Annotated in this window: 24 protein-coding genes; 14 read left to right on the top strand and 10 right to left on the bottom strand. The window is 67.9% G+C overall.

Features of this window, described 5'->3' with window-relative positions:
- The first annotated feature begins 50 nt into the window (after positions 1–50).
- Positions 51–1421: a hypothetical protein gene (locus DJ019_RS09715; protein WP_111275816.1), complete on the top strand. Its 1371-nt coding sequence runs from the start codon at positions 51–53 to the stop codon at positions 1419–1421.
- A gap of 12 nt (positions 1422–1433) precedes the next feature.
- On the opposite strand, the gene DJ019_RS09710 is transcribed toward DJ019_RS09715, so the two are convergent.
- Positions 1434–2393, bottom strand: coding sequence for a glycosyltransferase family 2 protein (locus DJ019_RS09710; RefSeq protein ID WP_111275815.1), 960 nt, complete (start codon positions 2391–2393; stop codon positions 1434–1436).
- A 90-nt stretch (positions 2394–2483) separates the two neighbouring features.
- Here DJ019_RS09710 and DJ019_RS09705 point away from each other — a divergent pair, with 90 nt between their 5' ends.
- From DJ019_RS09705 to DJ019_RS09695, 3 genes are read left to right on the top strand one after another with little or no spacing between them, the layout of a single operon-like run.
- On the top strand, positions 2484–3200 hold the full coding sequence (locus DJ019_RS09705; RefSeq protein ID WP_111275814.1) for a class I SAM-dependent methyltransferase: 717 nt from the start codon (positions 2484–2486) through the stop codon (positions 3198–3200).
- Positions 3187–4116: a lysylphosphatidylglycerol synthase domain-containing protein gene (locus DJ019_RS09700; RefSeq protein WP_111275813.1), complete on the top strand. Its 930-nt coding sequence runs from the start codon at positions 3187–3189 to the stop codon at positions 4114–4116. Before DJ019_RS09705 ends, DJ019_RS09700 begins: the two co-directional genes overlap by 14 nt.
- Positions 4117–4126: 10 nt before the next feature.
- Positions 4127–5158, top strand: coding sequence for a glycosyltransferase family 9 protein (locus DJ019_RS09695; RefSeq protein ID WP_111275812.1), 1032 nt, complete (start codon positions 4127–4129; stop codon positions 5156–5158).
- Here the strand turns inward: DJ019_RS09695 and DJ019_RS09690 are convergent.
- From DJ019_RS09690 to DJ019_RS09675, 4 genes are all read right to left on the bottom strand, one after another.
- Positions 5155–6174 (bottom strand): zinc-dependent alcohol dehydrogenase family protein, encoded by a 1020-nt coding sequence (locus tag DJ019_RS09690; protein WP_111275811.1) that lies wholly within the window; start codon positions 6172–6174, stop codon positions 5155–5157. The two genes, DJ019_RS09695 and DJ019_RS09690, sit on opposite strands and share 4 nt — an antisense overlap.
- Positions 6175–6235: 61 nt before the next feature.
- Entirely contained in the window at positions 6236–6991 is a 756-nt protein-coding gene (locus DJ019_RS09685) for an N-acyl homoserine lactonase family protein (protein WP_111275810.1), read from the bottom strand.
- Positions 6992–7000: 9 nt separating this feature from the next.
- The gene (locus tag DJ019_RS09680) at positions 7001–8164 is read right to left on the bottom strand and encodes an MFS transporter (RefSeq protein ID WP_111275809.1); all 1164 of its coding nucleotides are present in this window, start codon (positions 8162–8164) and stop codon (positions 7001–7003) included.
- 47 nt (positions 8165–8211) lie between these two features.
- Positions 8212–8619 carry a ribonucleotide reductase subunit alpha gene (locus DJ019_RS09675; RefSeq protein ID WP_111275808.1) on the bottom strand — a complete coding sequence of 136 codons (408 nt, stop codon included), beginning with the start codon at positions 8617–8619 and terminating at the stop codon, positions 8212–8214.
- Between the two features lie 113 nt (positions 8620–8732).
- Between DJ019_RS09675 and DJ019_RS09670 the strand changes: the two genes are divergently transcribed.
- The 7 genes from DJ019_RS09670 (at position 8733) to DJ019_RS09640 (ending at position 14954) form a co-directional block, all read left to right on the top strand.
- Complete coding sequence (locus DJ019_RS09670) at positions 8733–10007, top strand: aminotransferase class III-fold pyridoxal phosphate-dependent enzyme (RefSeq protein ID WP_111275807.1); 1275 nt, start codon at positions 8733–8735, stop codon at positions 10005–10007.
- The gene (locus DJ019_RS09665) at positions 10007–11431 is read left to right on the top strand and encodes an amidase (RefSeq protein ID WP_111275806.1); all 1425 of its coding nucleotides are present in this window, start codon (positions 10007–10009) and stop codon (positions 11429–11431) included. Before DJ019_RS09670 ends, DJ019_RS09665 begins: the two co-directional genes overlap by 1 nt.
- A 171-nt stretch (positions 11432–11602) precedes the next feature.
- Complete coding sequence (locus tag DJ019_RS09660) at positions 11603–12709, top strand: Gfo/Idh/MocA family protein (protein ID WP_111275805.1); 1107 nt, start codon at positions 11603–11605, stop codon at positions 12707–12709.
- A gap of 4 nt (positions 12710–12713) precedes the next feature.
- Complete coding sequence (locus DJ019_RS09655; protein ID WP_111275804.1) at positions 12714–13172, top strand: glycosyltransferase family protein; 459 nt, start codon at positions 12714–12716, stop codon at positions 13170–13172.
- Entirely contained in the window at positions 13169–13669 is a 501-nt protein-coding gene (locus DJ019_RS09650) for a glycosyltransferase (protein ID WP_111275803.1), read from the top strand. Before DJ019_RS09655 ends, DJ019_RS09650 begins: the two co-directional genes overlap by 4 nt.
- Positions 13670–13675: 6 nt before the next feature.
- Complete coding sequence (locus DJ019_RS09645) at positions 13676–14557, top strand: hypothetical protein (RefSeq protein WP_111275802.1); 882 nt, start codon at positions 13676–13678, stop codon at positions 14555–14557.
- A gap of 16 nt (positions 14558–14573) precedes the next feature.
- Positions 14574–14954, top strand: a complete 381-nt coding sequence (locus tag DJ019_RS09640; protein ID WP_111275801.1) for a DUF423 domain-containing protein — start codon at positions 14574–14576, stop codon at positions 14952–14954.
- On the opposite strand, the gene DJ019_RS09635 is transcribed toward DJ019_RS09640, so the two are convergent.
- Positions 14951–16165, bottom strand: a complete 1215-nt coding sequence (locus DJ019_RS09635; RefSeq protein WP_420849857.1) for a multidrug effflux MFS transporter — start codon at positions 16163–16165, stop codon at positions 14951–14953. The genes DJ019_RS09640 and DJ019_RS09635 overlap by 4 nt on opposite strands.
- Positions 16166–16247: 82 nt before the next feature.
- Here DJ019_RS09635 and DJ019_RS09630 point away from each other — a divergent pair, with 82 nt between their 5' ends.
- The 3 genes from DJ019_RS09630 (at position 16248) to DJ019_RS09620 (ending at position 18849) form a co-directional block, all read left to right on the top strand.
- Positions 16248–17240: an alpha/beta fold hydrolase gene (locus DJ019_RS09630; RefSeq protein WP_111275799.1), complete on the top strand. Its 993-nt coding sequence runs from the start codon at positions 16248–16250 to the stop codon at positions 17238–17240.
- Between the two features lie 8 nt (positions 17241–17248).
- Entirely contained in the window at positions 17249–18241 is a 993-nt protein-coding gene (gene pip, locus DJ019_RS09625) for a prolyl aminopeptidase (protein WP_111275798.1), read from the top strand.
- Positions 18242–18342: 101 nt separating this feature from the next.
- Complete coding sequence (locus DJ019_RS09620) at positions 18343–18849, top strand: hypothetical protein (protein ID WP_111275797.1); 507 nt, start codon at positions 18343–18345, stop codon at positions 18847–18849.
- Between the two features lie 6 nt (positions 18850–18855).
- Here the strand turns inward: DJ019_RS09620 and rodA are convergent, their stop codons facing one another.
- The 4 genes from rodA to mreC are packed head-to-tail and all read right to left on the bottom strand — an operon-like array spanning position 18856 to position 23630.
- Positions 18856–20010, bottom strand: a complete 1155-nt coding sequence (rodA, locus tag DJ019_RS09615; protein ID WP_111275796.1) for a rod shape-determining protein RodA — start codon at positions 20008–20010, stop codon at positions 18856–18858.
- Entirely contained in the window at positions 20007–22025 is a 2019-nt protein-coding gene (gene mrdA / locus DJ019_RS09610) for a penicillin-binding protein 2 (protein WP_111275795.1), read from the bottom strand. The genes rodA and mrdA overlap by 4 nt, the downstream gene beginning before the upstream one ends.
- 7 nt (positions 22026–22032) lie before the next feature.
- A complete protein-coding gene (locus DJ019_RS09605; RefSeq protein WP_165843961.1) occupies positions 22033–22548 on the bottom strand; it encodes a hypothetical protein in 516 nt (171 codons plus the stop codon).
- Positions 22545–23630, bottom strand: a complete 1086-nt coding sequence (gene mreC / locus DJ019_RS09600; RefSeq protein ID WP_111275794.1) for a rod shape-determining protein MreC — start codon at positions 23628–23630, stop codon at positions 22545–22547. Before mreC ends, DJ019_RS09605 begins: the two co-directional genes overlap by 4 nt.
- Between the last annotated feature and the right edge of the window lies 1 nt (position 23631).

Below are 23631 nucleotides of genomic sequence, written 5' to 3'. Positions count from 1 at the left end.
CGGCCCCTGCTTCCTATGCTGCGCGGCCTTGGGGTGAGGGGTGGCGTTCCGTGGGCGGACTTGAGGACCGGGTCGGCGACAAGCCGCAGAAGACTGGCGCGCCGACGGCAGGGCGGCTAGCCCTCTCGGACCGGACCGCGACATGGGTCGTCATCGGGCTGATCCTGGCTGGCGCGGCGCTGCGCCTGCTTTGGACCCTGAACGGTCACCTGGCGCCTATCAACAGCGAAGCGTTCTTCATCGCCCGGGCGCTGGCGGAAGGACGCGGCTTCGCGGAAGCCTTCGGACTCGGCACGGGCCCCACGGCGCACCTGATGCCGACAACGCCGCTGCCGGCGGCGCTGGTCTACACGCTGATGGGAGTTGGATCCCCGGCTGCCGAACTGACGCTGACCCTATGGGCCGTCGGCTGCGTCGGTGGCTCCATTTTCGCCGGTGAGCGGGTCATGCGCGAACTCGGCGTCGGGGCCTGGGCTCGGATCGGCGGGGTCGCTGCGGCTTCTCTGACGCCGATCCAACTGGGGCTCGAGTCGTCGGCATTCCGGGTCTGGGAAGGCGCGCTCGCAGCACTTCTGCTGCTGACGACCTTGCTCATCTGCCTGCGCCTCGACAAGCGCGACGAGATCGGATGGAAGCCGTTGCTGGGGCTCGGCGCCCTGAATGGCCTGGTCTTTCTCGTCAGTCCCGCCGCGGCGATCGCCACAAGCGGCGTCATCGGCCTGCTGTTCCTGCGCCGGGTCCATCCGTTCCGCTGGCCGGCGCCGGTCCTGGTGGCCATAGCCATCGTTGCAGCGGTTCTCGTCCCGTGGGGGCTTCGAAACGAGGCCGTACTGGGGAAGTTCGTCCCGTTGCGGACCGGCAGCGGCATATCGATGGCGCTCGCCTATCATGAGGGACGCGTCCGGACAGACGACATTCAGGCCGACGACCTCAAGCGGTTCCGGGAAGTGAGCCCCCTGATGGGCGAGGCCGCGCGTCGCCACTATCTCGACGTGGGCGAGGTCGAGTTCAATCGCGAGCTGAACCTGGAGGCGCGCGCGTGGCGCGAAGCCCACCCCGAAGACGTCTGGAAGATCCGCGCCCGCAACCTGGTGGAGTTCTACGCGCCGCCGGCATGGCTGTGGACCCGGTTCACCTCGGACCGCGGATCAGGCGTTGAAATGCGCCGGCTGCTCGTGGCCGCATCAGCCCTCGCGGGCTTTCTGACCCTGGTCGCCGTTCTGGCCGCCCGACAGTGGCGCTGGCTCTACGTGACGGCGGCGCTCGTCCTGCCGTCGCTGCCCTATATCGCGGTCTACCCGCTGCTTCGCTACCGCTACCTGGTGTCGACCTTGCTCATCCTGGTCGCAGCGTACGGCGCGGTCACCCTGATCACCTGGGCCCGCGACCGGATCCGGCCCGGGGTCGCGCGAAGTACGTGAAGACCCGACGGACTACGAGCGGCGCTCGCTCTCCATGCGGTCTTCGATGCGGCGGATTTTCTCGAGGGAGATCTCGATGAGCTGGCGGTTCTGAGCCAGCAGGTCCGCCAGCAAGCCCAGCGCCAGGCAGAGAACGCCACACGTGAGCAGCGCCGAGCCAATGATCAGCGACTGGATCTTCCCCTCGCCGCTGGCGAAGAGATAGTAGTAGAGAAACCGAAGCATCGGGATCGTCCCGATGAGTGTCAGAACCACCCCAAGCATCGTGAAGACACGGAGGGGCTGGTACATCGAATACATGCGAACCAGCGTCAGCCCGGACTTCTGGATGAAGGCTGGGATGCTCTTGAACAGTCGAGATTCCCGGGTCTTCGGATTGGTCCGGATGGGCACGCTGGTGAAAGACATGCCCTTGAAGCCCACCTGGATCAGCATCTCGATCGTATAGCTGAACGGCGAGACGATATTCAGGCGGAACGCTGCTTCGCGGGAGATCGCGCGGAAGCCGCTGACCGCGTCCGGAACATCCACCTGCGAGAAATTGCGCACGACCCAGCTACCGAACCGCTGCAGCGCCTTCTTGGACGACGAGAAGTGATTGATGAGATGGGTTTGCCGGTCACCAACGACGACGTCGACCTTACCCTCAACGATCGGTTGAATTAGCTTGGGGATATCGCCCCCAAAATACTGGTTATCGCCATCCGTATTGACGATGATGTCAGCACCAAGTGCAAGACAAGCATCCAGACCCTTGCGGAATGTTCTGGCCAGGCCGACATTCTTCTTGTTTATGATGATATGGTCGACACCGAGTTCACGGGCGACCTCGACGGTTCGATCGGTCGAACCGTCATCAATGATCAGTATCTCGACACGAGATACGCCCGGAATGTTGCGGGGAATGTCGGCGACAGTCTGAGGGAGCGTGTGCTCTTCGTTGAAGCATGGAATTTGGACGATGAGCTTCACGGTTTCCCCCAGTGCAGGCATGCACGACCGTTACACGTTCAATCCTATATTTTTTGGTTAACTTCCAAGGCTGTGTGAGGTGGCGGGTACATGAGTCAGTTGAAGCGCCTCTATGTCGCCGGCGTGCGAGCGGTTCGGCCGGTCGCCGCGAGCGTCGGCCTTCTCTCGGCGCTGGAGAAGCAAGGTCCCGGCAGCCGAGGCGCCCGGTGGGCGCGCAGCCTTTTCGCCATCTATGACATCGACCAGATGACGCGCCTCGACCTGGCCTGGTGGACGCTCGATGCCCTGGACAAGGTCGACGGCTTCCTCAAGCAGCGTCCGAACGCGCGGGCGTTTGAGTACGGCAGCGGCGCCAGCTCGGTGTGGTTGGCCAAGCGGGTGGCCGAACTGACGAGCGTCGAGCACGACGGGTCGTGGGCGGATGTGGTCGCGGCCAAGCTGCGGGACTTTCCGAACGCCACGCTCAAGTTCCGGCCAGCGGACGACACCCCGCATGCCGACAGGCGATACGCCTCGGAGAAGCCGGGTTGGGTGGGCAGGACGTTCCATAGCTATGTCCATGCCATTGATGAGACCGAGGGATCGTTCGACCTGATTGTCGTGGATGGTCGGGCGCGGGGCGCGTGCCTGGATGTGGCCAGGAACCGCCTGGCCCCAGGCGGAATGATCGTGTTCGACAACAGCCGACGGCCTCGCTATAGGGCGGCCATCGCAGCTTCCGGGCTGAGGGCCGAAACGACAGGAGGGCTCACCGCCTGCCTGCCCTATCCCGACGAGACCACGCTCCTCCGACATGGCGGCACCTAAAGACTACCGTTTTCTGGTCCGCTGGGGTGGTCGCGCGATCGTTGTCGTCGCGCTGATCTTCCTGGCCTGGAAGGCGCGTGAGCACTGGGCGGTGCTGTCGACCTGGAGCCCCACACCGAGAACCGCCGGCCTCCTGTTTGCCTGTTCCGTCGCCTATGGCGTCGGCATGATGTTCATCGGCGAGTCCTGGCATCAGATCCTGTCGGGCGTCGCCGAAGGCCGGCTTTCCCGCTTCGTGACCTGGCCCAGCTTCGGGGTGACGCAGGTCGCCAAGTACCTGCCCGGCAACGTCTTCCACTATGTGGGGCGGCACGTCTGGCTGAAGCAGCAGGGCGTGACGCATCGGGCGGCGCTGACGGCGACGGCCTGGGAGGTCGTGCTGATGGCCTCGACCGCCCTCGGCGTCGCCGCCCTGCTCCTCATGTTCTGGCCTATCGAGATCGCCTCACTGCCGGCCGCGACCGTGTCCTTGGCGGCCAGCGCAGTAGCGGCCGTGTTGCTGCTCGTGCTCATCCTGGTGCAGGTCGCGGGCCGACGTATCAGCCGCCTCCAGCCCTTCGTGCCTGCGCAAACCGCGCTGGTGCTGTCCCCCTTTGCGCTGCTCGGGTTCTTCGGACTTCAGGGAACGGTCTTCTACCTGCTGTTCCATGCTGTCGACGCCACACCAGTCGTGGCGGTGGCCGCGATAGCGAATCTGGCATGGTTGGTGGGCTATGCGACGCCGGGCGCCCCCGGCGGGATCGGTTCGCGCGAGGCGTTGCTCGTGGCGATGATCACGCCGCTGGCCGGCCCATCCAATGCCCTCATCCTCGCGGCTCTCTTCAGGCTCGTCACCACGCTCGGCGATTTCGTCTGCTTCGCGCTGAGCTCGCTGGTGGCCCGTGCAGCGCCCGCGGAGAGAGCCACCGCCGCGTGAGACCGGCGCCGTGACCGACCTCAACACCCGTTTCCAGGCGGCCCTGGCCGCGCATCAGGCCGGTGTTCTCGACAAGGCCGAGGCGATGTATCGGGCGCTGCCCGAGCATCCCAAGATCCTGCAGAACCTGGCGGTGCTGCTCGCAGCGCTCGGACGTCATGCCGAGGCCGAGGCGTTGCTGCGCCGCTCGCTGGAGCTGGCGCCGGGCGTCGCCAGCGCCGAGAACAGCCTGGGCCGCCAGTTGATGGCCCAGGGGCGATATGCCGAGGGTTGGCCGCTGATGGAGGCGCGGCGCCGCGACCCCGCCACGCCGATGCCCCGGCTCGACCTGCCTTCGCCGGAGTGGATGGGCGAGCCCCTGGCGGGACGTCACATCGTGGTGGTTGGCGAGCAGGGCTTTGGCGACCAGATCATGTTCGCGCGGTTCCTGCCGTTGCTGAGGGAGCAGAGCGGGCGGGTCAGCTTCGTCGTGGGGCCACCCCTCAAGCGGCTGTTCCAAAGCCTCGGCGTCGAGGTGCTGGCGGGCGACGGCAGCGACCCGATCCCCGCGGGGGACTGTTCGGCCTTCCTCTGCTCCCTGCCCGGTCGACTGGGCGTCACGCTCGACAACCTGCCGCCGCCGGCGCCGCTTCGTGGGACTGCCGCCGCATCGCGGGGAGGCGTCGGGGTCGTCGTCCAGGGGCGACCGAGCCAGGCCAACGATCGCAACCGCTCAATGACCCCGGCCGCCGCGGCCCGATTGCGCGCGCTGGGCCGCGACCTGTCGCCCGAGGCCACCGGCGCGCGCGACTTCCAGGAGACGGCGGACATCATCGCCGGCCTGGACCTGGTGATCTCCGTCGACACGGCCATCGCCCACCTCGCCGCCAGCCTCGGCAAACCCACCTGGATCCTGCTGGCCCAGGTCGGCACCGACTGGCGCTATGAGCGCGGCCGCGACGGATGCCGCTGGTATCCGTCCGCCCGGCTGTTCCGGCAGCCGATGGCGGAAGACTGGGACAGCGTGCTGAGCGCGGTCGAAGCGGCGCTCGCGGCTCGCTAGAACTCCAGGACGATCTTCCCGAAGTGCTCGCCCGCGGCCATTGCCGAGAAGGCGGCCTTGGCGTCGGTCCAAGCGAACACCTTGTCGACCACGGGCCGGATCTGGTGCAGCTCGATCGCCCGGCACATGGCCTCGAACATGTCGCGGGAGCCGACAAACACGCCCTGCAGCTTGGCCGCGTTGCCGATCAGGCCGGCCGGGTTGAAGGGTTCGCCGGCGCCGGCGACCACACCGATGATCGAGATGTGCCCGCCGATCCGGATGGCCTTCATGCTCTCCTGGATCGTGCCGCCGCCGCCAACCTCCATGATGAAGTCAGCGCCCTTGCCTCCCGTGGCCGCCTTGACCGGCTTCGACCAGGCCGGCGTCGCCTTGTAGTTGACGACGTGATCGGCCCCGAGCGCCTTGGCCCGCTCGAGCTTCTCGTCCGAGGACGAGGTGATGAGGGTGCGGTACCCGGCGGCATGGGCGAACTGCAGGCCGAAGATCGACACCCCGCCGGTGCCCTGCAGCACGACGGTGTCGCCCGGCTGGAGGCTCGCGTCCTCGAACAGCGCGCGCCAGGCCGTCAGCGCGGCGCACGGCAGCGTGGCCACCTCCTGATCCGTCAGGAAGTCGGGGACCTTGGAGAGGCCCTCCTGGCTGAACGTCTGGAGTTCCGCGCCCGCGCCGGGAATCGGAAAGCCCAGCGACGTGACGGCCTTCTCCACGGTCGGCGGCCCGGAGATCCACCCCTGGAAGAACAGCGTCGCGACCCGGTCGCCCGGCTTGAAGCGGGTGACGCCCTCGCCGATCGCCTCCACCACGCCGCAGCCGTCGGAAAAGGGCGTGATCACGTCGGTGGTGGTGGCCGAGCTGCGGCCGTACATGCCGTTGACCATCAGCCAGTCGCGATAGTTCAGCGACGCGGCCTTCATCCGCACCAGCACCTCGCCCGGGCCGGGCTTGGGGTCGGGCAGTTCGACAATCTTGATGGCGTCCAGGCCCCACGGGGCGGCGACGTTCAGTGCGCGCATGATGATCCTCCCGCCGGGGATTTGGGGGCGGGGTCAGGTCGCCCGCAAGTCTGTCCCCACGTCAGGGTCGGACGCTGGGCAGCAGCGCCTTGTCGCCCCACTGGCCCGGATCGTGGCCATAGATCACCACCGTGTCGCGATCGCGACGCGCCAGCAGCGCGTCCAGGGCCTGGTTCATGGCGGCCTGGTCGGCGAAGGCCGGGAACGTGCGGTTCATAGCGGCTTCGGCGGTGTAACAGGCGTCGCCCACGAGGATGTGGTCGCCCTGGGCGCTTCGCACCCGCAGCGACTGATGCCCCGGCGTGTGGCCGTGACTCGGGAGACAGGTGACCGACCCGTCGCCGAACAGGTCGTGCTCGCCATCGACCAGCCGTACCTCATGGCCCAGGTCGAAGAATCGTTTCGGCAGGAAATAGCGCCGCGCCGTCTCGTCGTCCGCTCCGGCCGCCCACTCCCGCGACTGGACGACCAACGTGGCGTTCGGCAGCCGGTTGAGCCCGCCCGCGTGATCGAAGTGCAGGTGCGAAAGCACCACGTAGCGCACCTTCTCCGCGTCAATCTCCAGCCGCTCGAGGTGATGCGCCACGGTTTCCTCGGCCGTCAGCGACACGTCCATGCCCTGACGCCGGAGCTGTTGCCGATAGGGGTCCTCGGCGGCCTGCATGTCGTCGTGCAGGCCCGCGTCGAACAGCGCCACGCCATCCGGATGCTCGATGACGTAGAACGGGATCGGCACGGTGACCCGCTCGGCGGCGAGGCCCATGCCGGCTCCGGGACTGTGAAACTGGCCGCACACGCAGCCGAACAGGCGGGTCATCGGAGTTCCTCAGGCTGGATCCAGTCGGCGCACTCCATAGAGTCGAAGGGCCCCGATCAAGCCTGCAAGGCACATGGCCGACATGAGCAGATAGCCCTGGGCGCCGAACCTGTCGAACAGCGGCCCCGACGCCATCGTCGCCACCCCCATCAGGACCCCGCCGGAAAGCGCCGAGTTGATCGCCTGGGCCGCCGAGGCGTTCCGCGGGGTGGAGAGCCGCTCCACGAGCTGCAGCGAGGCCAGGAACGTCGCCGCGAAGCTCAGCACATGCAGTGGCTGCAGCAGCAGGATCAGCCAGAGCGGCGGGGCGAACGCCAGGGCGGTCCAGCGGACGATGGCGGCCACGGCCCCCAGCGCGAGCAGGTTGCGCGGCCCCACGCGCCTCCGCCATGGCTCCATGAACCACAGGAACATTACCTCGACGGCCACGGCGATGCCCCACAGGACGCCGGTCAGGCTTTCCGGGATGCCCTGCTGTTTCCAGGCCAAGGTCGAGAAGCTGTAGTAGAAGGCATGGCCCGACTGGATCAGGCCGGCGGATACGGCCGCGAGCATGAAGCCAGGGTCGCGCAGCAGGTCGCCGAGGCCCGCAAACCGGTCGGACGCCGTGGCGACGTGCCCCTCCTCATGTACCGGATCGGGCGGCAGCAGCACCCGCGCCGCTAGCGCCGTCAGCGCCACCGCCGCAACCATCCAGACGAGCACGAGGTCGGGCGAGCCCCAGGTGAGGATCGCGCCCATGGTGATGTTGGCGATGATGAAGGCCACCGAGCCGATGCCGCGCGGCCAGCCGTAGTTGAATCCGTCCCGCCGGGCCCTGTTCAGCACGATGACGTCGGTGAGCGGCGAGAGGGTCGAAAAGGTCGACGAGGCCACGAACCACACGACGGTCCAGCCGGCGAAACCCAGCGGCAGCGCCATCGCCGTATAGGCGGCGGTGACGGCGAGGCTCATGACGATCAGGGCCGTGCGCCGCAGTCTGAAGCTGTCGGCCCACACCGCGATCAGCGGCGCCGTGAACGCCCGGGCCAGCATCGGCAGCGACAGGATGAGGCCGATCTGGGCGCCGTTCAGCCCGTGATGGGCGAACCATACCGGCAGGTAGGGCGAGCTGACTCCGGCGCCGACGAAGATCGCCGAATAGAACAGGCCAAGGCGCACCGGCAGCGACATGCTCGGCGTTTACATGGAGTCGGCGCCGGCAGATGCAGTCCGGCGTATCAGCCGAAGTGCAGGTGCTCGCCGCTCGCGTCGTAGGCCGCGAACCGGCCCACCGCCCCCAGGCGCACCGCATCCACCATCGCCTGCAGCGCGGTCTCGATCTCGGCCTTGGAGGGTGGTCGGTCATCCACCCCCGAGAGGCTGGCCGCGAACACCATCTGCCAGGGCGGACCGGCCCGCCGGGACTCCGCAACCAGGGCCTCGAAGTCGGCGATCTCGTCCGGCGCCTTGTCCACGCACATCAGGGGCGCCACGGCGCCGCCGCGGCCCGCCAGGAACCGCTCCCGCTGCTGGACGGTGGCGTCGTCGGGCAGTTCGACCGTGGCGAACGTGAACAGCAGACGTTGAGGCTGCGGCTGAGCGGCGGCTGCGCTCAGCAACTGTTGGAAGTGAGAAGTCTCGACCATGATTTCCTATGCCCCGCCCCGGTGGTCACGGCCTTGAGACCCGTCAAACATCCGGCTGTGCAGGCGCGGGTTCGGCGATCTAAGCTCATGAACAACGATAAGGGAGGCGCGGGATGACGCAATCGAACAGCCGGGACCGCGAGCTGCGGGAGCGAGCGGCGGCCGTGATCCCGGGCGGGATGTACGGGCATCAGTCCGTGGGCCTTCTGCCTGACGACTACCCCCAGTTCTTCGAGCGTGGCGAAGGCGCCCACATCTGGGACGCGGACGGCAACCGCTACCTCGACTTCATGTGCGCCTACGGTCCGAACCTGTTCGGCTACGCCCACCCGGAAATCGACGCGGCCTTCGTGCGCCAACTCGGGCAGGGCGACACCCTGACCGGCCCCACCGGCCTGATGGTGGAGTTGGCCGAGACGCTGGTCCGCATGGTCAGCCACGCCGACTGGGCGATCTTCTGCAAGAACGGGACGGACGCCACGACCATGGCCCTGACGACGGCGCGCGCCCACACGAAGCGCCGCATCGTCGTCCGCGCCAAGGGCGCCTATCACGGCGCCCTGCCCTGGTGCACGCCAAGGCCGGCCGGTGTGATCGACAGCGACCGGGCCCACCAGATCTTCTGCGACTACAACGACGTCGCCAGCCTGGAGGCCGCCGTCGCGGAGGCCGGCGACGATCTGGCCGCCATATTCGCCGCCCCCTTCCGGCACGACGCCTTCATCGATCAGGCCGAGCCCGACGCGGCCTACGCCCGCAAGGCGCGCGAGCTCTGCGACCGCACCGGAGCGCTGCTGGTGGTCGATGAGGTGCGCGCCGGTTTCCGCCTGTCTCGCGACTGTTCCTGGAGCCGGCTGGGCGTCTCGCCCGACCTCTCCACCTGGGGCAAGTGCCTCGCCAACGGCCATCCGCTGTCGGTCATGCTGGGCAATGAGAAGGCACGCCGGGCGGCGGCCTCGGTCTATGTGACCGGCTCGTTCTGGTTCCAGGCGGCGACGATGGCCGCCGCGCTGGAGACCCTGCGGCTGGTGCGCGAGACCGACTACCTGGAACGGATCACCGCCCTCGGCGATCGCCTCCGGGCCGGCCTCGACGCCCGCGCCCGCGCCGCCGGCTTCGGCTTCCGGCAGACCGGGCCGGCGACCATGCCGCTCTTCCTGTTCGACGACGACCCGGACCTCAGGAAAGGCTTCTGCTTCTCGTCCGAGATGCTGAGCCGGGGCGTCTACGTCCACCCCTGGCACAACATGTTCCTGTGCGCCGCCATGACCGAGGCCGACATCGACCAGACGCTGGATGCGGCCGAGGCGGCCTTCGCCGTCCTCAAGCGCCAGGCGCCGGCGCTGGGTCCGGTCGAGAAGCTCGCCTTCCTGTCCGGAGCCCACTGATGGACGACTACGCCGAACACGACGGCCTCGGCCTCGCCGACCTGGTGCGCCGAGGACAGGTGAGCCCGGTCGAACTGGTGGATGCCGCGATCGCCCGGATCGAGCGCCACAACCCGACCCTCAACGCCGTGGTTTTCAGCGCCTTCGACGAGGCGCGGCGCCGGGCGGCGGGTGACCTGCCCGATGGGCCGTTCAAGGGCGTGCCTTTCCTGATCAAGGACCTGGGAATGCCGGTCGCGGGCTGGCCCAACAGCCATGGCAGCCGCTTTGCCCGCGAGGTGGTGGACGAGGCCGACGGCGGACTCACGACCCGATATCGCGCCGCAGGCGTGATCCCGCTCGGCAAGACCAACACGCCCGAATACGGCATCACCGGCACGACGGAGAGCGCCCATCTGGGGCCCTGCCGCAACCCCTGGAACCCCGGCCACATCGCCGGCGGATCGTCCGGGGGATCGGCCGCGGCGGTCGCCTCCGGCATGGTTCCGCTCGCGCACGCCTCGGACGGCCTGGGTTCGATCCGCATCCCGGCCGCGTGCTGTGGCCTCGTCGGCCTGAAGGTGACCCGCGACCGCAATCCGAACTTGCCCGACGGTTTCGACTACGCCCTGGGCAACGTCGTCGACCATGTGGTCAGCCGCACGGTCCGCGATTCCGCCGCCATGCTGGACGCCACCGGCTTTCCCGATCCGGCGGCGCCCTACCCGCCACCGCCCAAGTCCGGCCCCTATCTGGACGAGGTCGGCCGCAGCCCTGGTCGACTGCGAATCGCCTGGTCGTCCGAGACACCGTCCGGCCGCCCCATCGATCCAGAGATCCAGGCCGCGCTGGAGCGCGTCGCCGCCCTGCTGAAGGGCCTGGGCCACGAAGTGATCGAACGCGGGCTCGGCATCGACTACCGCGCCCTCTACGCCTCGCGCGGCGCGGCGGCCGCCTCCAACTTCGCCGCCGGCATGGCCCGCCTCATCGAGCGCGTCGGCCGCGAGCCGGAGGAGCATGAGCTTGAGCCTCTCACCTGGGCCACCCTGAAGGCCGGTCGCCGCCAGACCGGCGCCGACGCCCTCCGGTCGCTGCAGGAGACGCGCATGCTCAACAGGCAGACCCTCGCCTTCTTCGAGGACGTGGACGTCTACCTGACCCCCGTGCTGGGCACGCCGGTCCCCGAGATCGGCTTCATCGACCCGGTAAACCTGGAGCCGAAGGAAGTGAACCGCCGGCAGGGCCGCATTTTCCCGTTCACCCCGCCCTTCAACTTCTCGGGCCAGCCCTCGCTCAGCCTGCCGCTCGAAATGGATGCCAGCGGCCTGCCCATCGGCATGATGTTCACCGCCCGCTACGCCGACGAGGCGACGCTGTTCCGATTGGCCGGCCAGCTCGAGAAGGAAGCGCCATGGAAGGAGCGCAGGCCGCAGGTTTGGGGGTGACGCGAGGCTTTCCGCAGGCCCCAGACGACCCGTGCCCTGCGCGCGGCGGCTGCGAGGTTGAAACTGCGATAACCCTTCCTTACGAACCTCCTCCTTATCCGGAGTAACGGGTCGTCGCGGGTGCTCAGCCTGACGACGTGTGCGTGTGGGCGGCAGCCTTGAGGAGGTGCGATGAGCGGCGCGGATCGGATCAATGTCGCTGTGGTCGGCCTCGGCAAGATGGGCGTCTCCCACCTGGCCATCGCGAACGCGACGCAGGGGCTGAAGGTCACTGCGGTCTGCGACAGCTTCGCCATGCTCGGCAACATGGTCGAGAAGCACTGCGGCCTCACCTACGTGCCGGACTACGCCGAGGCGATCGCGCAGCCCGGCCTGCAGGCCGTGATCATCGCCACCCCCACGCGCTTCCACGACAGCATGATCCGCGAGGCGCTGGCCCGCGGGCTGCACGTGTTCTGCGAGAAGCCGCTGACACTTTCGGCGGCGGTCAGCGACGAGCTCGCCGGCGAAGGCGTTCGGCGCGGCCTCGTCTGCCAGGCGGGCTATCATAACCGGTTCGTCGGCACGTTCGCCGAAGCCAAACGGCTGCTGGCCTCGGGCGCCATCGGCAAGATCCGCCACGTCCATGCCGAGTCCTACGGACCGGTGGTGCTGAAGCCGGTCGGCAAGACCTGGCGCAGCCAATCGAGCGAAGGCGGCGGCTGCCTCTATGACTACGCCGCCCACCCGATCAACCTGATGAACTGGTACGTCGGCCGGCCCGTGGAATGCATCGGCGCCGACCTGACCAAGCAGTATTCGGCCGATGTCGAGGACGCGGTGTACGCCAATCTGCGCTTCCACGACGGCGTGACCGGCCAAGTGTCGGTCAACTGGTCCGACGAGACCATGCGCAAGATGACCACCCGGATCACGGTCTGGGGCGACGAAGGCAAGATCTCTGCCGACCGCCAGGAATTGCAGGTCTACCTCAAGGGTGACCCGCCCCCGGGCTACAACAAGGGTTGGACGGTCCGCTACATCACCGACCTGACGCCGCCGATCGGCTACTACCTGCGCGGCGAGGAGTACTCGGCGCAGATGGAGGGCTTTGCGGCCGCGGCGGCCGCCTCGAGCAGCGACTACGTCAACGACTTCCGCAGCGCGGCCGAGACGGATTACACGCTGGAACTGATCCGGGCCCGCGCGTTCGCCGAGCCGCCGGCCGCGGCGGCCATGGGCGCGCCCGCCCCGGCGCCGCGTCAACGCGGACTGCTGGCTCGCGTGCTGGGTCGCTGACCGGATGAGCCCACGCAAGCCCCGGCTCCTGGCGCTCGCGTCCGGCGGCGGACACTGGGTGCAGCTGCAGCGGCTGCGCCCGGCGTTCGAGTCGTTCGACACCGCCTATGTCTCGATGTTCGACAGCTACGCCGAACAGGTGGCCGGCAGCCGCTACTACGTGATTCCCGATGCGTCCCGGTTCGACCTGAAGTCGTTCCTGCCCGTGGCTTTCAAGGCCGTAGCGATCCTGCTGAAGGAGCGGCCCCGCGCGATCGTCACGACCGGTTCGGCGCCGATGCTGGCGTTCATCCTGCTGGGCCGCCTGATGGGCGCCCGGACACTGTGGGTGGACAGCATCGCCAACTCCGAACGCATGTCGACGTCGGGTCGCCTGGCGCGGAAGCTGGCGCATCGCGTCGTCTCCCAGTGGCCCGAAGTGGCCGCGCGGGAAGGCGTCGAGTGCTGGGGGGCGGTCGTATGATCTTCGCGTCCGTCGGCTCGATGCTGCCGTTCGACCGGTTCGTCCAGGCCGTGGACGAGTGGGCCGCCCAGAACCCGCAGGAAGAGGTCTTCATCCAGATTGGCGAAGGCGCCTACGAGCCGCGCCATGCGCCGTTCGTGCGGATGATGCCGCACCAGGAATATCGGCGCCGTCTGGAAGAGTGCACGCTCTTCGTCGCGCACGTCGGCATGGGATCGATCCTGCAGGGCCTCGAGATCCGCAAGCAGATGCTGCTGATGCCGCGTCGGGCGGAGCTCAAGGAACACACGACCGATCACCAGTTGCACACGGCCGACCGCTTCCGCCACACCCCGGGCCTGATGATCGTCGACGACGTACCGGCGCTGCACGCCGCCATGACGCGCCTGCTCGCTGAGCCGCTCGCGCCGTCCGAGGGCATCTCGCCCCACGCCCAACCCGCTCTCATCGCCAAGGTCGCGGACTTCCTCCGCACCGGCCGCACGATCAGGAACTAGAGACCGATGGATCGCATCTTCTTCGGCGACAATCAGTTCTTCGGCGTGAACCATATGTCCGAGGAAAAGGCGCGACAGCAGCTCATGCGCTTCCAGGACATCGATGCGATCATGCAGGTCCTGCACTACGCCCACAGCGCCGGGGTGCACGGCTTCATGTGCACCACCCATGAGCGGATGATCGAGGTCACCGAGATCGTGAAGCGCGAACCCGAGAAGTGGGCCGGCTTCAGCTTCTATCCGGGGATGCCGTACGCCCACAAATACGCCAACGCCATGACCGAGCTTGGCCCGTTCGAAGCGCTGAAGCAGTTCCTGCCCAGCGGCGGCCTGATCGACGCCATGATGCGCGGCAGCAAGGCGCTGTTCACCCAGGACGTGGAGAGCGTGGCCACTCTGCTCGTCGACGCCGAGATGAAGGCGTTCGAGGGCCTGAACACCCCGATCATCTTCCTGCAGAACGTCGTCACGGACCTGATCCTCGGCCTTGGCTACTATGACGCGTTCCGGATTTTCGCCGACCACGTGAAGAAGAAGTACGGCGCCGAGCCAGGCTTTTTCACGATGAACCTGCCTATGCTGCTGCCGGCGCTCGACAAGGTCGGGGTCAAGAACCCCATCGTCTGCGCCAACGTGAACAAGATCGCCTTCCGCATGTCGGGTGGCATCGACGCCTACCGCCGCGCCACCGACGAGTGGCCGGCCCGCGTGATCGCCATGTCGGTGCTGGCGTCCGGCGCGATCCCGGCCCGCGAGGCCATCGAGTGGGTCGTCAACGAGCCCTATGTCGAGTCGATCCTGTTCGGCGCTTCGAGCCGCGGCAACATCGAGAGCACCGTCTCGCTGATCCGCGAAGCCGACGCCAAACGGGCTGCGGTCGCCGCCTAGCCTCGAACCCAATCCCATGACGTTCTGGACCCGCCGCAACTGGATGACCCTGGCCGCGGTCGGCGGGTTCGTCGCCGTGGCCGTCGGCGCCTTCGCCGCCCATGGAGTGACCGACCCGAAGGCGCAGGAATGGCTGCGGACCGGTTCGACCTATGGCTTCATGCACACCATGGCCACGTTCGCCTCGGCGACCTTCATGAACATCGGCGCGCGGCGGGCGCGGCTGGCGCCGGCGTTCTTCCTGTCTGGCGTGGTGGTCTTCTCGGGCAGCCTCTATGCCATGGCGCTGGGGGCGCCGCGCTGGCTGGGGGCGATCACGCCGATCGGCGGCGTGCTGTTCCTGATCGGCTGGGGTGTGCTGGCCTGGGCCGCGCGAGGGGTCGATCCCCAGGACTAGCCACGCCTGGGCAGCGCCAGGGTGCGAAGGGCCAGGGCCGAGCCGGCCAGGGCGACCAGCATCGTGAACGCCATGGGCCGCGCGCTTGCATCCTGGAAGGCGCCCGAGACCGCCGCCGCCAACGCCCCCGCGGCGAAGGAGGCCGCGCCGAGGAGCGCTGAGGTCGAGCCGGCGCGATTGGGATCGACGCTGAGCGCTCCAGCCATGGTGTTGCCCTGCATGAAGCCGTAGCTGGAAAGCAGCAGGAACAGCAGCGGCAGCACCGTCCAGCGCTCGCCGATTCCGGTGGCGGCCGCGAGGGCCAGCAGGGTTGCGAAAGCCAGGGCCGCGAGGCTGGCGCGTTCAAGCACCTGATCTGGCGTCAGGCGACGAAGGACGAGCCGGTTGACCTGGCCCGCTCCGATGACCCCCAGGGCGTTGAACCCGAACAACCAGGGGAACACCTGCGTGGAGATTCCATACGTCCCCATCAGCAGGCCCGGCGAGCTCGAGATGTAGGTGAAGAGCGTCGCGCCGTTCAGGGCCCCCGCCAGAGCATAGCCGAGCAGGCGACGCTGACGCAGCAGCGCGAAATAGGCCTGAAACGGATTCTCCCGCGAGGCCTGCCGCGCCGTCGCCTCCGAGCGGGATTCCTTCAGGCGCAGGACAGCCGCCAAGCCCACCGCGACGCCGAACGCGGCCATGAACCAGAAGTTCAGCTCCCACCCGCCGAACGCAAGGAGCACCCCGCCGAGCAACGGCGCCAGGATCGGCGCGAGCCCCATGATCAGCATCATCAGGCTGAGCATGCGCGCCGTCTCGGTGTGGTCGAACTGATCCCGCACCACGGCTCGGGACACGACCGCACCGGCGCAGGCGCCCAACGCCTGGACGAACCGCGAGGCCAGCAGCCACTCCACCGACGGCGCCAAAGCGCAGGCGACAGAGGCGACGATGAAGATGGCCACGCCCACCAGCACGGGTCCGCGACGGCCCAGGCGATCGGAGGCCGGCCCGTAGAAGACCTGCCCGATCGCCATTCCGGCGAGGAACGCGGCCACGGTGGACTGCGTCGCGGCGCTGCTGGCCCTGAGGTCCGCCCCGATGGCGGGCAGGCTCGGCAGGTACATGTCGATCGCCAATGGCCCCATGGCCGTAAGCGAGCCCAGGAGGACGACCATGCCCCAGGGCGTCGACGGCGGTGTGGCGGGAGACTCTTTGGCGGACGTCACGGCGCCTATGCCCTACTGGTGGCGCCGGTGTGGGGGAACCCCAAAACGCGAGCCACCGGGCGACCGTAGCGAGGAGGGATGAATGTCGGCGCTGGAGACCATGATGCCGCCGGTCCGGCGGGCGAACGTGAACGGGATCGAGCTGGCCTGGTACGAGGCGGGTCCGCGCGAAGGCGTGCCGATCGTGCTGTGCCACGGCTTTCCCGAACTCGCGTTCTCCTGGCGTCATCAGATCAAGGCGCTTGGCGACGCCGGCCGATGGGTTATCGCGCCCGACCAGCGGGGCTATGGCCTGTCGTCCAAGCCCTCGAACGTCACCGACTACGACATCGACCATCTGACCGGCGATCTTGCCGCGCTGCTCGATCAACTCGGCGTCCACAAGGCGATCTTCGTCGGCCACGACTGGGGCGGCATCGTCGCCTGGCAGATGCCCCTGATACATCCGTCGCGCGTCGCCGGCGTCATCGGCCTCAACACGCCCTTCATCCCCCGCGCGCCCGCCGATCCCATAGCGATCATGCGCAATCGGTTTGGCCCCGACATGTACATCGTCTGGTTCCAGAACCCGGACGAGCCAGAGGCCGTGCTGGGCGAAGACACCGCCAAGACCATGCGCTTCTTCATGCGCCGACCGGCCGCCCCAGCGGCGACGGCGGGCGGCGGGCTGTCGGGCGAAGGCGGCGGCTCCACATTCGCCTTCCGCGACATGCTGCGGCTGTGGGACGGCAAGACGGGCGCCGAGCAACTGCTGGCGCCTGACGAGCTGGCGGTCTTCGCCGACGCCTTCCGAGAGGGCGGCTTCTTCGGACCGGTGAGCTGGTACCGCAATTTCACCCGCAACTGGCAGCGGGCCGAGACGCTCCCGACACGCATCGACAACCTGCCCTGCCTGATGATCACCGCCGAACTGGACGCCGTGCTCTCGCCCGAGATGGCCGAGCCGATGGTCCACTTCATCGGCGACCTGGAGACGCACATGGTCCGAGGGTCCGGCCACTGGACGCAGCAGGAAAAGCCGGATGACGTGAACCGCCTCATGCTGGACTGGCTGGACAGGCGCTTCCCGAAGTAGAAGGGCGCATGGAAAGAAACACCCCGCCGCCCGGCGTTTCCGGCTCCTCCCATCGGCGTGGCCTGTTCCCCGACAACGAGCCGTTCGCCAGCGGCTATCTGTCGACGGGGGGCCCGCATGAGATTTTCTACGAGGAATGCGGCAATCCGAACGGCAAGCCGTGCGTCATCCTGCACGGCGGCCCTGGCGGGGCGATCAACCCGACGATGCGTCGCTTCTTCGACCCGGCGAAGTGGCGAATGGCCCTGTTCGACCAGCGCGGATGCGGCAAGAGCCGCCCGAACGCCAGCCTGGACGACAACACCACCTGGTCGCTGATCGAGGACATCGAGCGCCTCCGCGAACACCTGGGCGTCGAGAAGTGGTGCGTGTTCGGCGGCTCCTGGGGCTCAACCCTCGCCCTCGCCTACGCCATCAAGCATCCCGAGCGGGTCGAGAGCCTCGTCCTGCGTGGCATCTTCCTGCTGACCGAGCGCGAGCTGCGATGGTTCTACCAGGACGGCGCGTCGATGCTGTTCCCGGACGCGTGGCAGCGCTTCTGCGCCCCGATCCCCGCGGAAGAGCGCGGTGACATGATGGCCGCCTACCACAAGCGGCTGGTCCATCCCGACCGGCGCGTCCAGGCCGAGGCGGCCGCCGCCTGGAGCCAGTGGGAGGGCGACACCATCTCCATCCGCGGCCCGGAGGCCCGACCGTCGAAGTTCAACGAGATCGACTTCGCCATCGCTTTCGCCCGGATCGAGTGCCACTTCTTCGTCAACGGCGGCTTCTTCCCGGAGCACGACTGGATCATCAAGAACGCCCACCGCCTGGCGAACATCCCGGGCTGGATCGTCCAGGGCCGGTTCGACGTGGTGACGCCCATGGAGAGCGCCTGGCGGCTCAAGTCGGCATGGCCTCAGGCACGCTTCGAGGTGGTCTGGGACGCAGGCCACGCCTCCACCGAGCCCGGCATCGTCGACGCACTGGTGCGGGCGACGGACCAGGCGCTGCGGATCTGATCCACGCCGCTCAACTTCGACAACAATCTCTTTCCGACTACCCGCTTGACGGGCATCGCGAACGCTCTAGCTCTCATTGCTAAGCTTTCGGGGAGTCTCATATGTACCGCCCATTCGTCATCGCACTCGCCGGCGCCGCGATCGCGGCGCCGGCCCATGGCGCGCCCCCAAAGGTCCAGGCGCTAAAGGATATCTACGCGGCCGGCTTCCAGGACTGCGCGGACGCCATGGGGGAGATCGTGAAGTTCGTTCACGAGGAGGAGGACTACGCCTACCTCGGCCTCTGGTCGGCGGCGAAACCGAACACCGAGATGGCCACCGCCATGACGTCCCAATCCTTCACAGACGGCCATGGCATCGCCACCGTCTCCGCCGTGAAGACGGTTGGCGGCGGCTTCAATGTCACCCTTACCCATGTCTTCATCGTCCCGAACCAGACCTGCGCGCAGCTTCGGGACACAACCTTCAAGGCCTGGAAATTCTATTCTGACTTTGGCGGGGCGAGTCTCTACGAAGATCCGACAACGGCTAACAGCAACGCGGCCCTCACCCCGATCGGCAAGACAGGCTGCCTGATCGTCAAGAATCTGCTGCGCCTGGAAGACTGAGACTCCTCAGACGAAGCTGCCCTTGCCGCTTGTCACCTCCGCGTAGCGGTGCACGCGGACGGACTGCACCAGGCCGAAGCCGATCATCACGGTGAGCATCACTGTGCCGCCGTAGCTCAGCATGGGCATGGGCACGCCGACGACCGGCGCGAGGCCCATCACCATGGCGCCGTTGATCAGCACGTAGAGCGTGAAGGTTGCGGTCGTCCCCGCGGCGGCCAGGCGGCCGAAGTGGCTGTGGCTGAGGTAGGCCGTGCGCAGGGCCATGAAGATCACCGCCGCGTAGAGGATCAGGACCGAGACGCAGCCCACGAAGCCGAACTCCTCGGCCAGGGTCGCGAAGATGAAGTCGGTCTGCTTTTCGGGCAGGAAGTTGAGCTGGCTCTGCGAGCCGAGCCCATAGCCCTTGCCGAGAAGCCCGCCCGAACCCAGGGCGATCATCGATTGCAGGATGTGGTAGCCCGAGCCGGAAGGATCGCTTTCGGGATCCAGGAAGGTGAGCACGCGCTGGCGCTGGTAGTCGTGCATCACGAACATCACGAACGGCGGCACGATCGCCAGGAACGCCGCCACGGCGGCGCCGATGATCTTCCAAGACAGTCCGGCGAGCACGACGATCGCCGCCCCGGTCATCAGGATCAGCATGGCCGTGCCGAGGTCCGGCTGGTGGGCCACGAGCAGCACCGGCAGGAAGATCATCAAGGCCGGAACCAGCAGCCACCATGAGAGCCGCGCCTTCTCGGCCGAGACGCCATGGTAGAGTCGCGCCAAAGCCAGCACGATCCCCAGTTTCATGATCTCGGAAGGCTGGAAGCTGAATCCGCCGATGGAGAGCCATCGCTGCGCGCCAAGCCGCGTATCGCCGACCAACTCGACCGCCACGAGCAGCAGCAGGCCAACGCCGTAGATCGGATAGGCCAGGGCGAACCAGACCCGCACGTCGATCATCGCGAGCCCGATCAGCATCAGGAGGCAGATCAGGAACCGGCTGACGTGATTGATCGCCCAGGGCGTCCACGACGACCCGGCGATGGAAAACAGCATCAGCCCGCCGGCGCCCGCGATCAGGCAGAGGGCCAGGATGAATACCCAGTCCAGTTCGGCCAGCTTGACGATCAGGCGATCGCGCTCACCGGGCCGCGTAAGGGCGGAGACGGTCAAGTCGGACCTCCATCGCGTCGGGGCGGCGCCGGGCCGGCCGTCGGCGTCGGCGTATTCTGCGGCGCCATCACGGGCGTGTCGGGCACGGTGTCCAACTCCAGGTCCGGCTCGATCTCCGGCATCGGCAGCGGCTTCTGGATCCGGGAGACGAGCTCCGGATCCTTGAGCAACGCCGTGCGCATGATCTCCCGCGCGCGGGGCGCGGCGGCTGTCGAACCGCCCATGCCGTGCTGGACGATCACCGCCAGCGCATAGCGTGGCGCGTCGAGCGGGGCGAAGGCCACGAACAGGCCATGGTCGCGCAGGGACCAGGTTCCCCCCTTACCCCGCGAGCCACCCTTGTCGTAGTTCCGCACCTGGGCTGTGCCGGTCTTGCCGGCCATCAGGATGTCACCCAAGCCGAGCTGGCTGGTGCGCCAGGCGGTGCCGCCCTGGGACTGGTCGGTCACCGCGGCCATGCCGGCGCGAACGCGGTCGACGTGCTCCCGCGGGAAAGGCAGGTCGGGCACATCGGAGCCACGCGGCCATTCCTTTCCGCCCACGGACTTGATCAACCGCGGGTTCAGGGCCTTGTAGTCAGCGTTCGCCAGCCGCGCGGTCATCACCGCGAGCTGCAGGCAGTTCACCTGCAGATAGCCCTGGCCGATGGCGTAGGAGAGGTTCTCGCCTGGCCACCACGGCTGCATCGCCTTGTTCTTGCTGAAGTAGCGCTTCTTCCAGGCCTGGTCCGGGACAGTCCCCTTCTTCTGGCCGGGAATGCCGATGTCGAAGGTCTGGCCGAGCCCGAAGGCGCGCGCCGCCTGCGCGATCCGGTCGGGACCGACGCGCAGCGACATGGCGTAGAAATAGGTGTCGCACGAGTTCTTGATCGCCTCGTGCAGGTTCTGCGATCCGTGTCCGCCGCGCTTATGACAGTGAAAGAAGCGGCCGCCGAACTGCATGCCGCCGCCGCAGCCGACCCGTTCCTCCGGGCTGATGCCAGCCGCCAGGATCGCCAGCGCGGTCATGGTCTTGAAGGTGGAGCCGGGCGGGTAGAGGCCCGAAAGACACTTGTCGAGCAGCGGCTTGCGCTCATAGCCGGCCAACGCCCGATACTCCGCGCCGGTCAGGCCGCGGACGAAGCGGTTGGCGTCGAACGACGGCGCAGAGGTCATGCACAGGATGTCGCCGGTCCGGCAGTCCATCATGACCGCCCCGCCGCTCTCCTCCCCAAACACCTCGAGGGCCCGGTTCTGGATGTCGACGTCGAGGGTGAGTTGCACCTCCTCGCCGGGAACGGGCGGAATGTCGCCGGCCTCGTCGTGACGCACTTCGCGCCCGTTGGCGTCGACCTCGACCTTCTTGGCTCCAGGGCGCCCGCGCAATTGAAGATCGAGCGCCTTCTCGACCCCCTGCTTGCCGATCCTGAAACCGGGATGGAGCATGATGGGCTCGGGATTGGGCGTCTTGTCGATGTCTTCCTTGTTGACCTTGGCCACGTACCCAATGACGTGCGCGAAGGCTCCGCCATGGGGGTAGACCCGGACCTCGCCCATGTCGGCGGTCACCCCCGGCAGTTCCGGCGAACGGACACTGATGGCCGAGAACTGTTCCCAGCTCATGTCCTCCATGACGGAGACCGGCGCGCGCTTCGGCGCGCTGTTGATGTCGCGCAGCAGCCGGCGCTGGCGCGCGTCGTCCAGCGGTACGTAGTTGGCCAGCGTCTTGAGGGTCGCCTCGGGATCGACGTCCTTGTCGCGCGCCACCATGAGACGGAAGTTCGGCCGGTTGGCGGCCAGGATCGCCCCGTTGCGATCGACGATCACGCCTCGCGGCGCCGGGGCCAGCTTGAAGTTGAACTGGTTGGACGTGGCGAGCTTCTCGTAGCGCTGGGTCTCCAGGAGCTGGAGATAGGCCAGGCGCGCGCCCAGCGCCCCGATACCCAACCCCGCAAAGGCTCCGAGCAGGATCGCCCGGCGGTGGAATACCCCCTGCCGTTCGTTGACCTCCTCGAAGAAGATGGCGGGTTGCGTCATGGGCGGCTCAGCGGAACCTCACGTCGGCGTCCTCGAACAGTTCGATCAGCCTGTCGGCGACAGGATACAGGACGACCGTCGCCAGAAACTGCCAGCCGATCGGAAACGGGCTCGGCGCGCCCTGCGTGTGGAGCATCGTGAAGAGGTAGCCTGCGCCCATGCTGAGTCCCGTGGCCGCGCCATACCAGAGCCACATCATCAGCCGGCTCTGCCCTGCCAGCATCGCGCGTCCGCCCAGGACCACGCCATAGGGCAAAAGGAGGCAGACGGCCCAGAGGCCGAAGGGCGTTCCCCAGAGGAGATCCAGGTAGAGTCCCAGGATCATCACGCAGATCGGCGCCAGCATGGACGGTCGGATCACCGCCCACGCGAACACGACCGGCATCGCGAACAGTGGTTCGGGCAGGCCCAGGCCCCAGAAGCGCAGGGGAATAGCGAACAGGAAGCTCGCCCCCATGACCAGCATCATCGGCGCGCCGAGCCAGCGCCAGGGCGAGAGTCCGCGCATGCCGCCTGCGGTCACGGCGCCGGCTCCGAGGGCCGCGGCGGGGCGGCCTTGGCGGGCGGCGTCGCCCGGGGAACCGCCGCCTTGGGCGCAGGCGTAGCCGCCGGCGGTCCCGGAACGGCGGCCGCCGCCTTCGGTCGGGGCGTGGCCGCGGCGGGGGGCTGAACCACCGGTTCGGGAACCGGCGGCGGCAAGGTCGAAGCGCCCGGCGTCGGCGATGGCGGGTTCATCTGGTCGAGCGCCGCGCGATTGGCGACCTGGGTGAAATCCTCGAACAGCAGGATCCGGACATAGTCCACGGGCGCCTTGTCGGCGGCGAGGACTACACGCCATCGACCGTCGAGCCCCTTCACAACCACGCCGACCGGCAGTCCGCGGGGGAAGACGCCACCGTCGCCGGACGTCAGCACCTTGTCCCCCGCCCGCACGGCGTTCTGGCCGCGCAGATAGTCCAGTCGAGGGTTCGGGCCGCCGTCGCCGGTCAGGATCGCGCGGGCATTGGTCCGGTCGATCATGACCGGGGTGCGCGAGGCGACGTCGGTCAGGACCAGCACCCGGCTGACGCCCTCGGTGACGCCGACGACGCGGCCGACCAGCCCGTTCTCGCTCATCACCGGATTCCCCGGCTTCACGCCGGCCTCGCGGCCTACGTTGGCGAGGCGGGAATGTGCGAAGGGCCCGCGGCTGTCGACGACGATCCGGGCCGCAGCCATCGGGATCGGGGGATCGGTCTTTAGGCCCAGGATGGCGCGGTAGCGTTCGTTGGTGTCGCGGAGGGCGACCGCCACGTCCCGCCACTGGCGCATGTTCTCCAGCTCGGCCTTGAGACGACGGTTCTCCGAGACGGCGAAGAAGTAGCCGCGAATACCCTCGACGCCCTCGCCCGTCAGCCGGCCCGGCGTCGAGAGCGCGTCGCCAACCGGCGCCATCACCCGATCCGATAGGGTGCGCGGATTGCCGTATTCGTCCGTATCGAACGCCTCGCGACGGTCGCCAAGCAGGATGCCAACCGAAACGATCAGCACGACCAGGAACACGATCCCCGCCGTCCAGGTCAGCGGGACCTTCAGTTCACCGAGCGGGTTGTCCCTCAAGGACATC

Source organism: Phenylobacterium kunshanense, from assembly GCF_003254525.1.
GTDB lineage: Bacteria > Pseudomonadota > Alphaproteobacteria > Caulobacterales > Caulobacteraceae > Phenylobacterium > Phenylobacterium kunshanense.
The sequence above is the reverse complement of the archived record's forward strand: the minus strand, read 5'-3'. Positions and strand labels throughout refer to the sequence as shown.

Excerpts from the sequence above, each read along its gene's own strand:
- DJ019_RS09705 (WP_111275814.1), top strand. The coding sequence starts at position 2,484 with ATGAGTCAGTTGAAGCGCCTCTATGTCGCCGGCGTGCGAGCGGTTCGG.
- DJ019_RS09700 (WP_111275813.1), top strand. The coding sequence starts at position 3,187 with ATGGCGGCACCTAAAGACTACCGTTTTCTGGTCCGCTGGGGTGGTCGC.
- DJ019_RS09690 (WP_111275811.1), bottom strand. The coding sequence starts at position 6,174 with ATGCGCGCACTGAACGTCGCCGCCCCGTGGGGCCTGGACGCCATCAAG.
- DJ019_RS09685 (WP_111275810.1), bottom strand. The coding sequence starts at position 6,991 with ATGACCCGCCTGTTCGGCTGCGTGTGCGGCCAGTTTCACAGTCCCGGA.
- DJ019_RS09680 (WP_111275809.1), bottom strand. The coding sequence starts at position 8,164 with ATGTCGCTGCCGGTGCGCCTTGGCCTGTTCTATTCGGCGATCTTCGTC.
- DJ019_RS09675 (WP_111275808.1), bottom strand. The coding sequence starts at position 8,619 with ATGGTCGAGACTTCTCACTTCCAACAGTTGCTGAGCGCAGCCGCCGCT.
- DJ019_RS09670 (WP_111275807.1), top strand. The coding sequence starts at position 8,733 with ATGACGCAATCGAACAGCCGGGACCGCGAGCTGCGGGAGCGAGCGGCG.
- DJ019_RS09665 (WP_111275806.1), top strand. The coding sequence starts at position 10,007 with ATGGACGACTACGCCGAACACGACGGCCTCGGCCTCGCCGACCTGGTG.
- DJ019_RS09660 (WP_111275805.1), top strand. The coding sequence starts at position 11,603 with ATGAGCGGCGCGGATCGGATCAATGTCGCTGTGGTCGGCCTCGGCAAG.
- DJ019_RS09655 (WP_111275804.1), top strand. The coding sequence starts at position 12,714 with ATGAGCCCACGCAAGCCCCGGCTCCTGGCGCTCGCGTCCGGCGGCGGA.
- DJ019_RS09650 (WP_111275803.1), top strand. The coding sequence starts at position 13,169 with ATGATCTTCGCGTCCGTCGGCTCGATGCTGCCGTTCGACCGGTTCGTC.
- DJ019_RS09645 (WP_111275802.1), top strand. The coding sequence starts at position 13,676 with ATGGATCGCATCTTCTTCGGCGACAATCAGTTCTTCGGCGTGAACCAT.
- DJ019_RS09640 (WP_111275801.1), top strand. The coding sequence starts at position 14,574 with ATGACGTTCTGGACCCGCCGCAACTGGATGACCCTGGCCGCGGTCGGC.
- DJ019_RS09630 (WP_111275799.1), top strand. The coding sequence starts at position 16,248 with ATGTCGGCGCTGGAGACCATGATGCCGCCGGTCCGGCGGGCGAACGTG.
- pip (WP_111275798.1), top strand. The coding sequence starts at position 17,249 with ATGGAAAGAAACACCCCGCCGCCCGGCGTTTCCGGCTCCTCCCATCGG.
- DJ019_RS09620 (WP_111275797.1), top strand. The coding sequence starts at position 18,343 with ATGTACCGCCCATTCGTCATCGCACTCGCCGGCGCCGCGATCGCGGCG.
- mrdA (WP_111275795.1), bottom strand. The coding sequence starts at position 22,025 with ATGACGCAACCCGCCATCTTCTTCGAGGAGGTCAACGAACGGCAGGGG.
- mreC (WP_111275794.1), bottom strand. The coding sequence starts at position 23,630 with ATGTCCTTGAGGGACAACCCGCTCGGTGAACTGAAGGTCCCGCTGACC.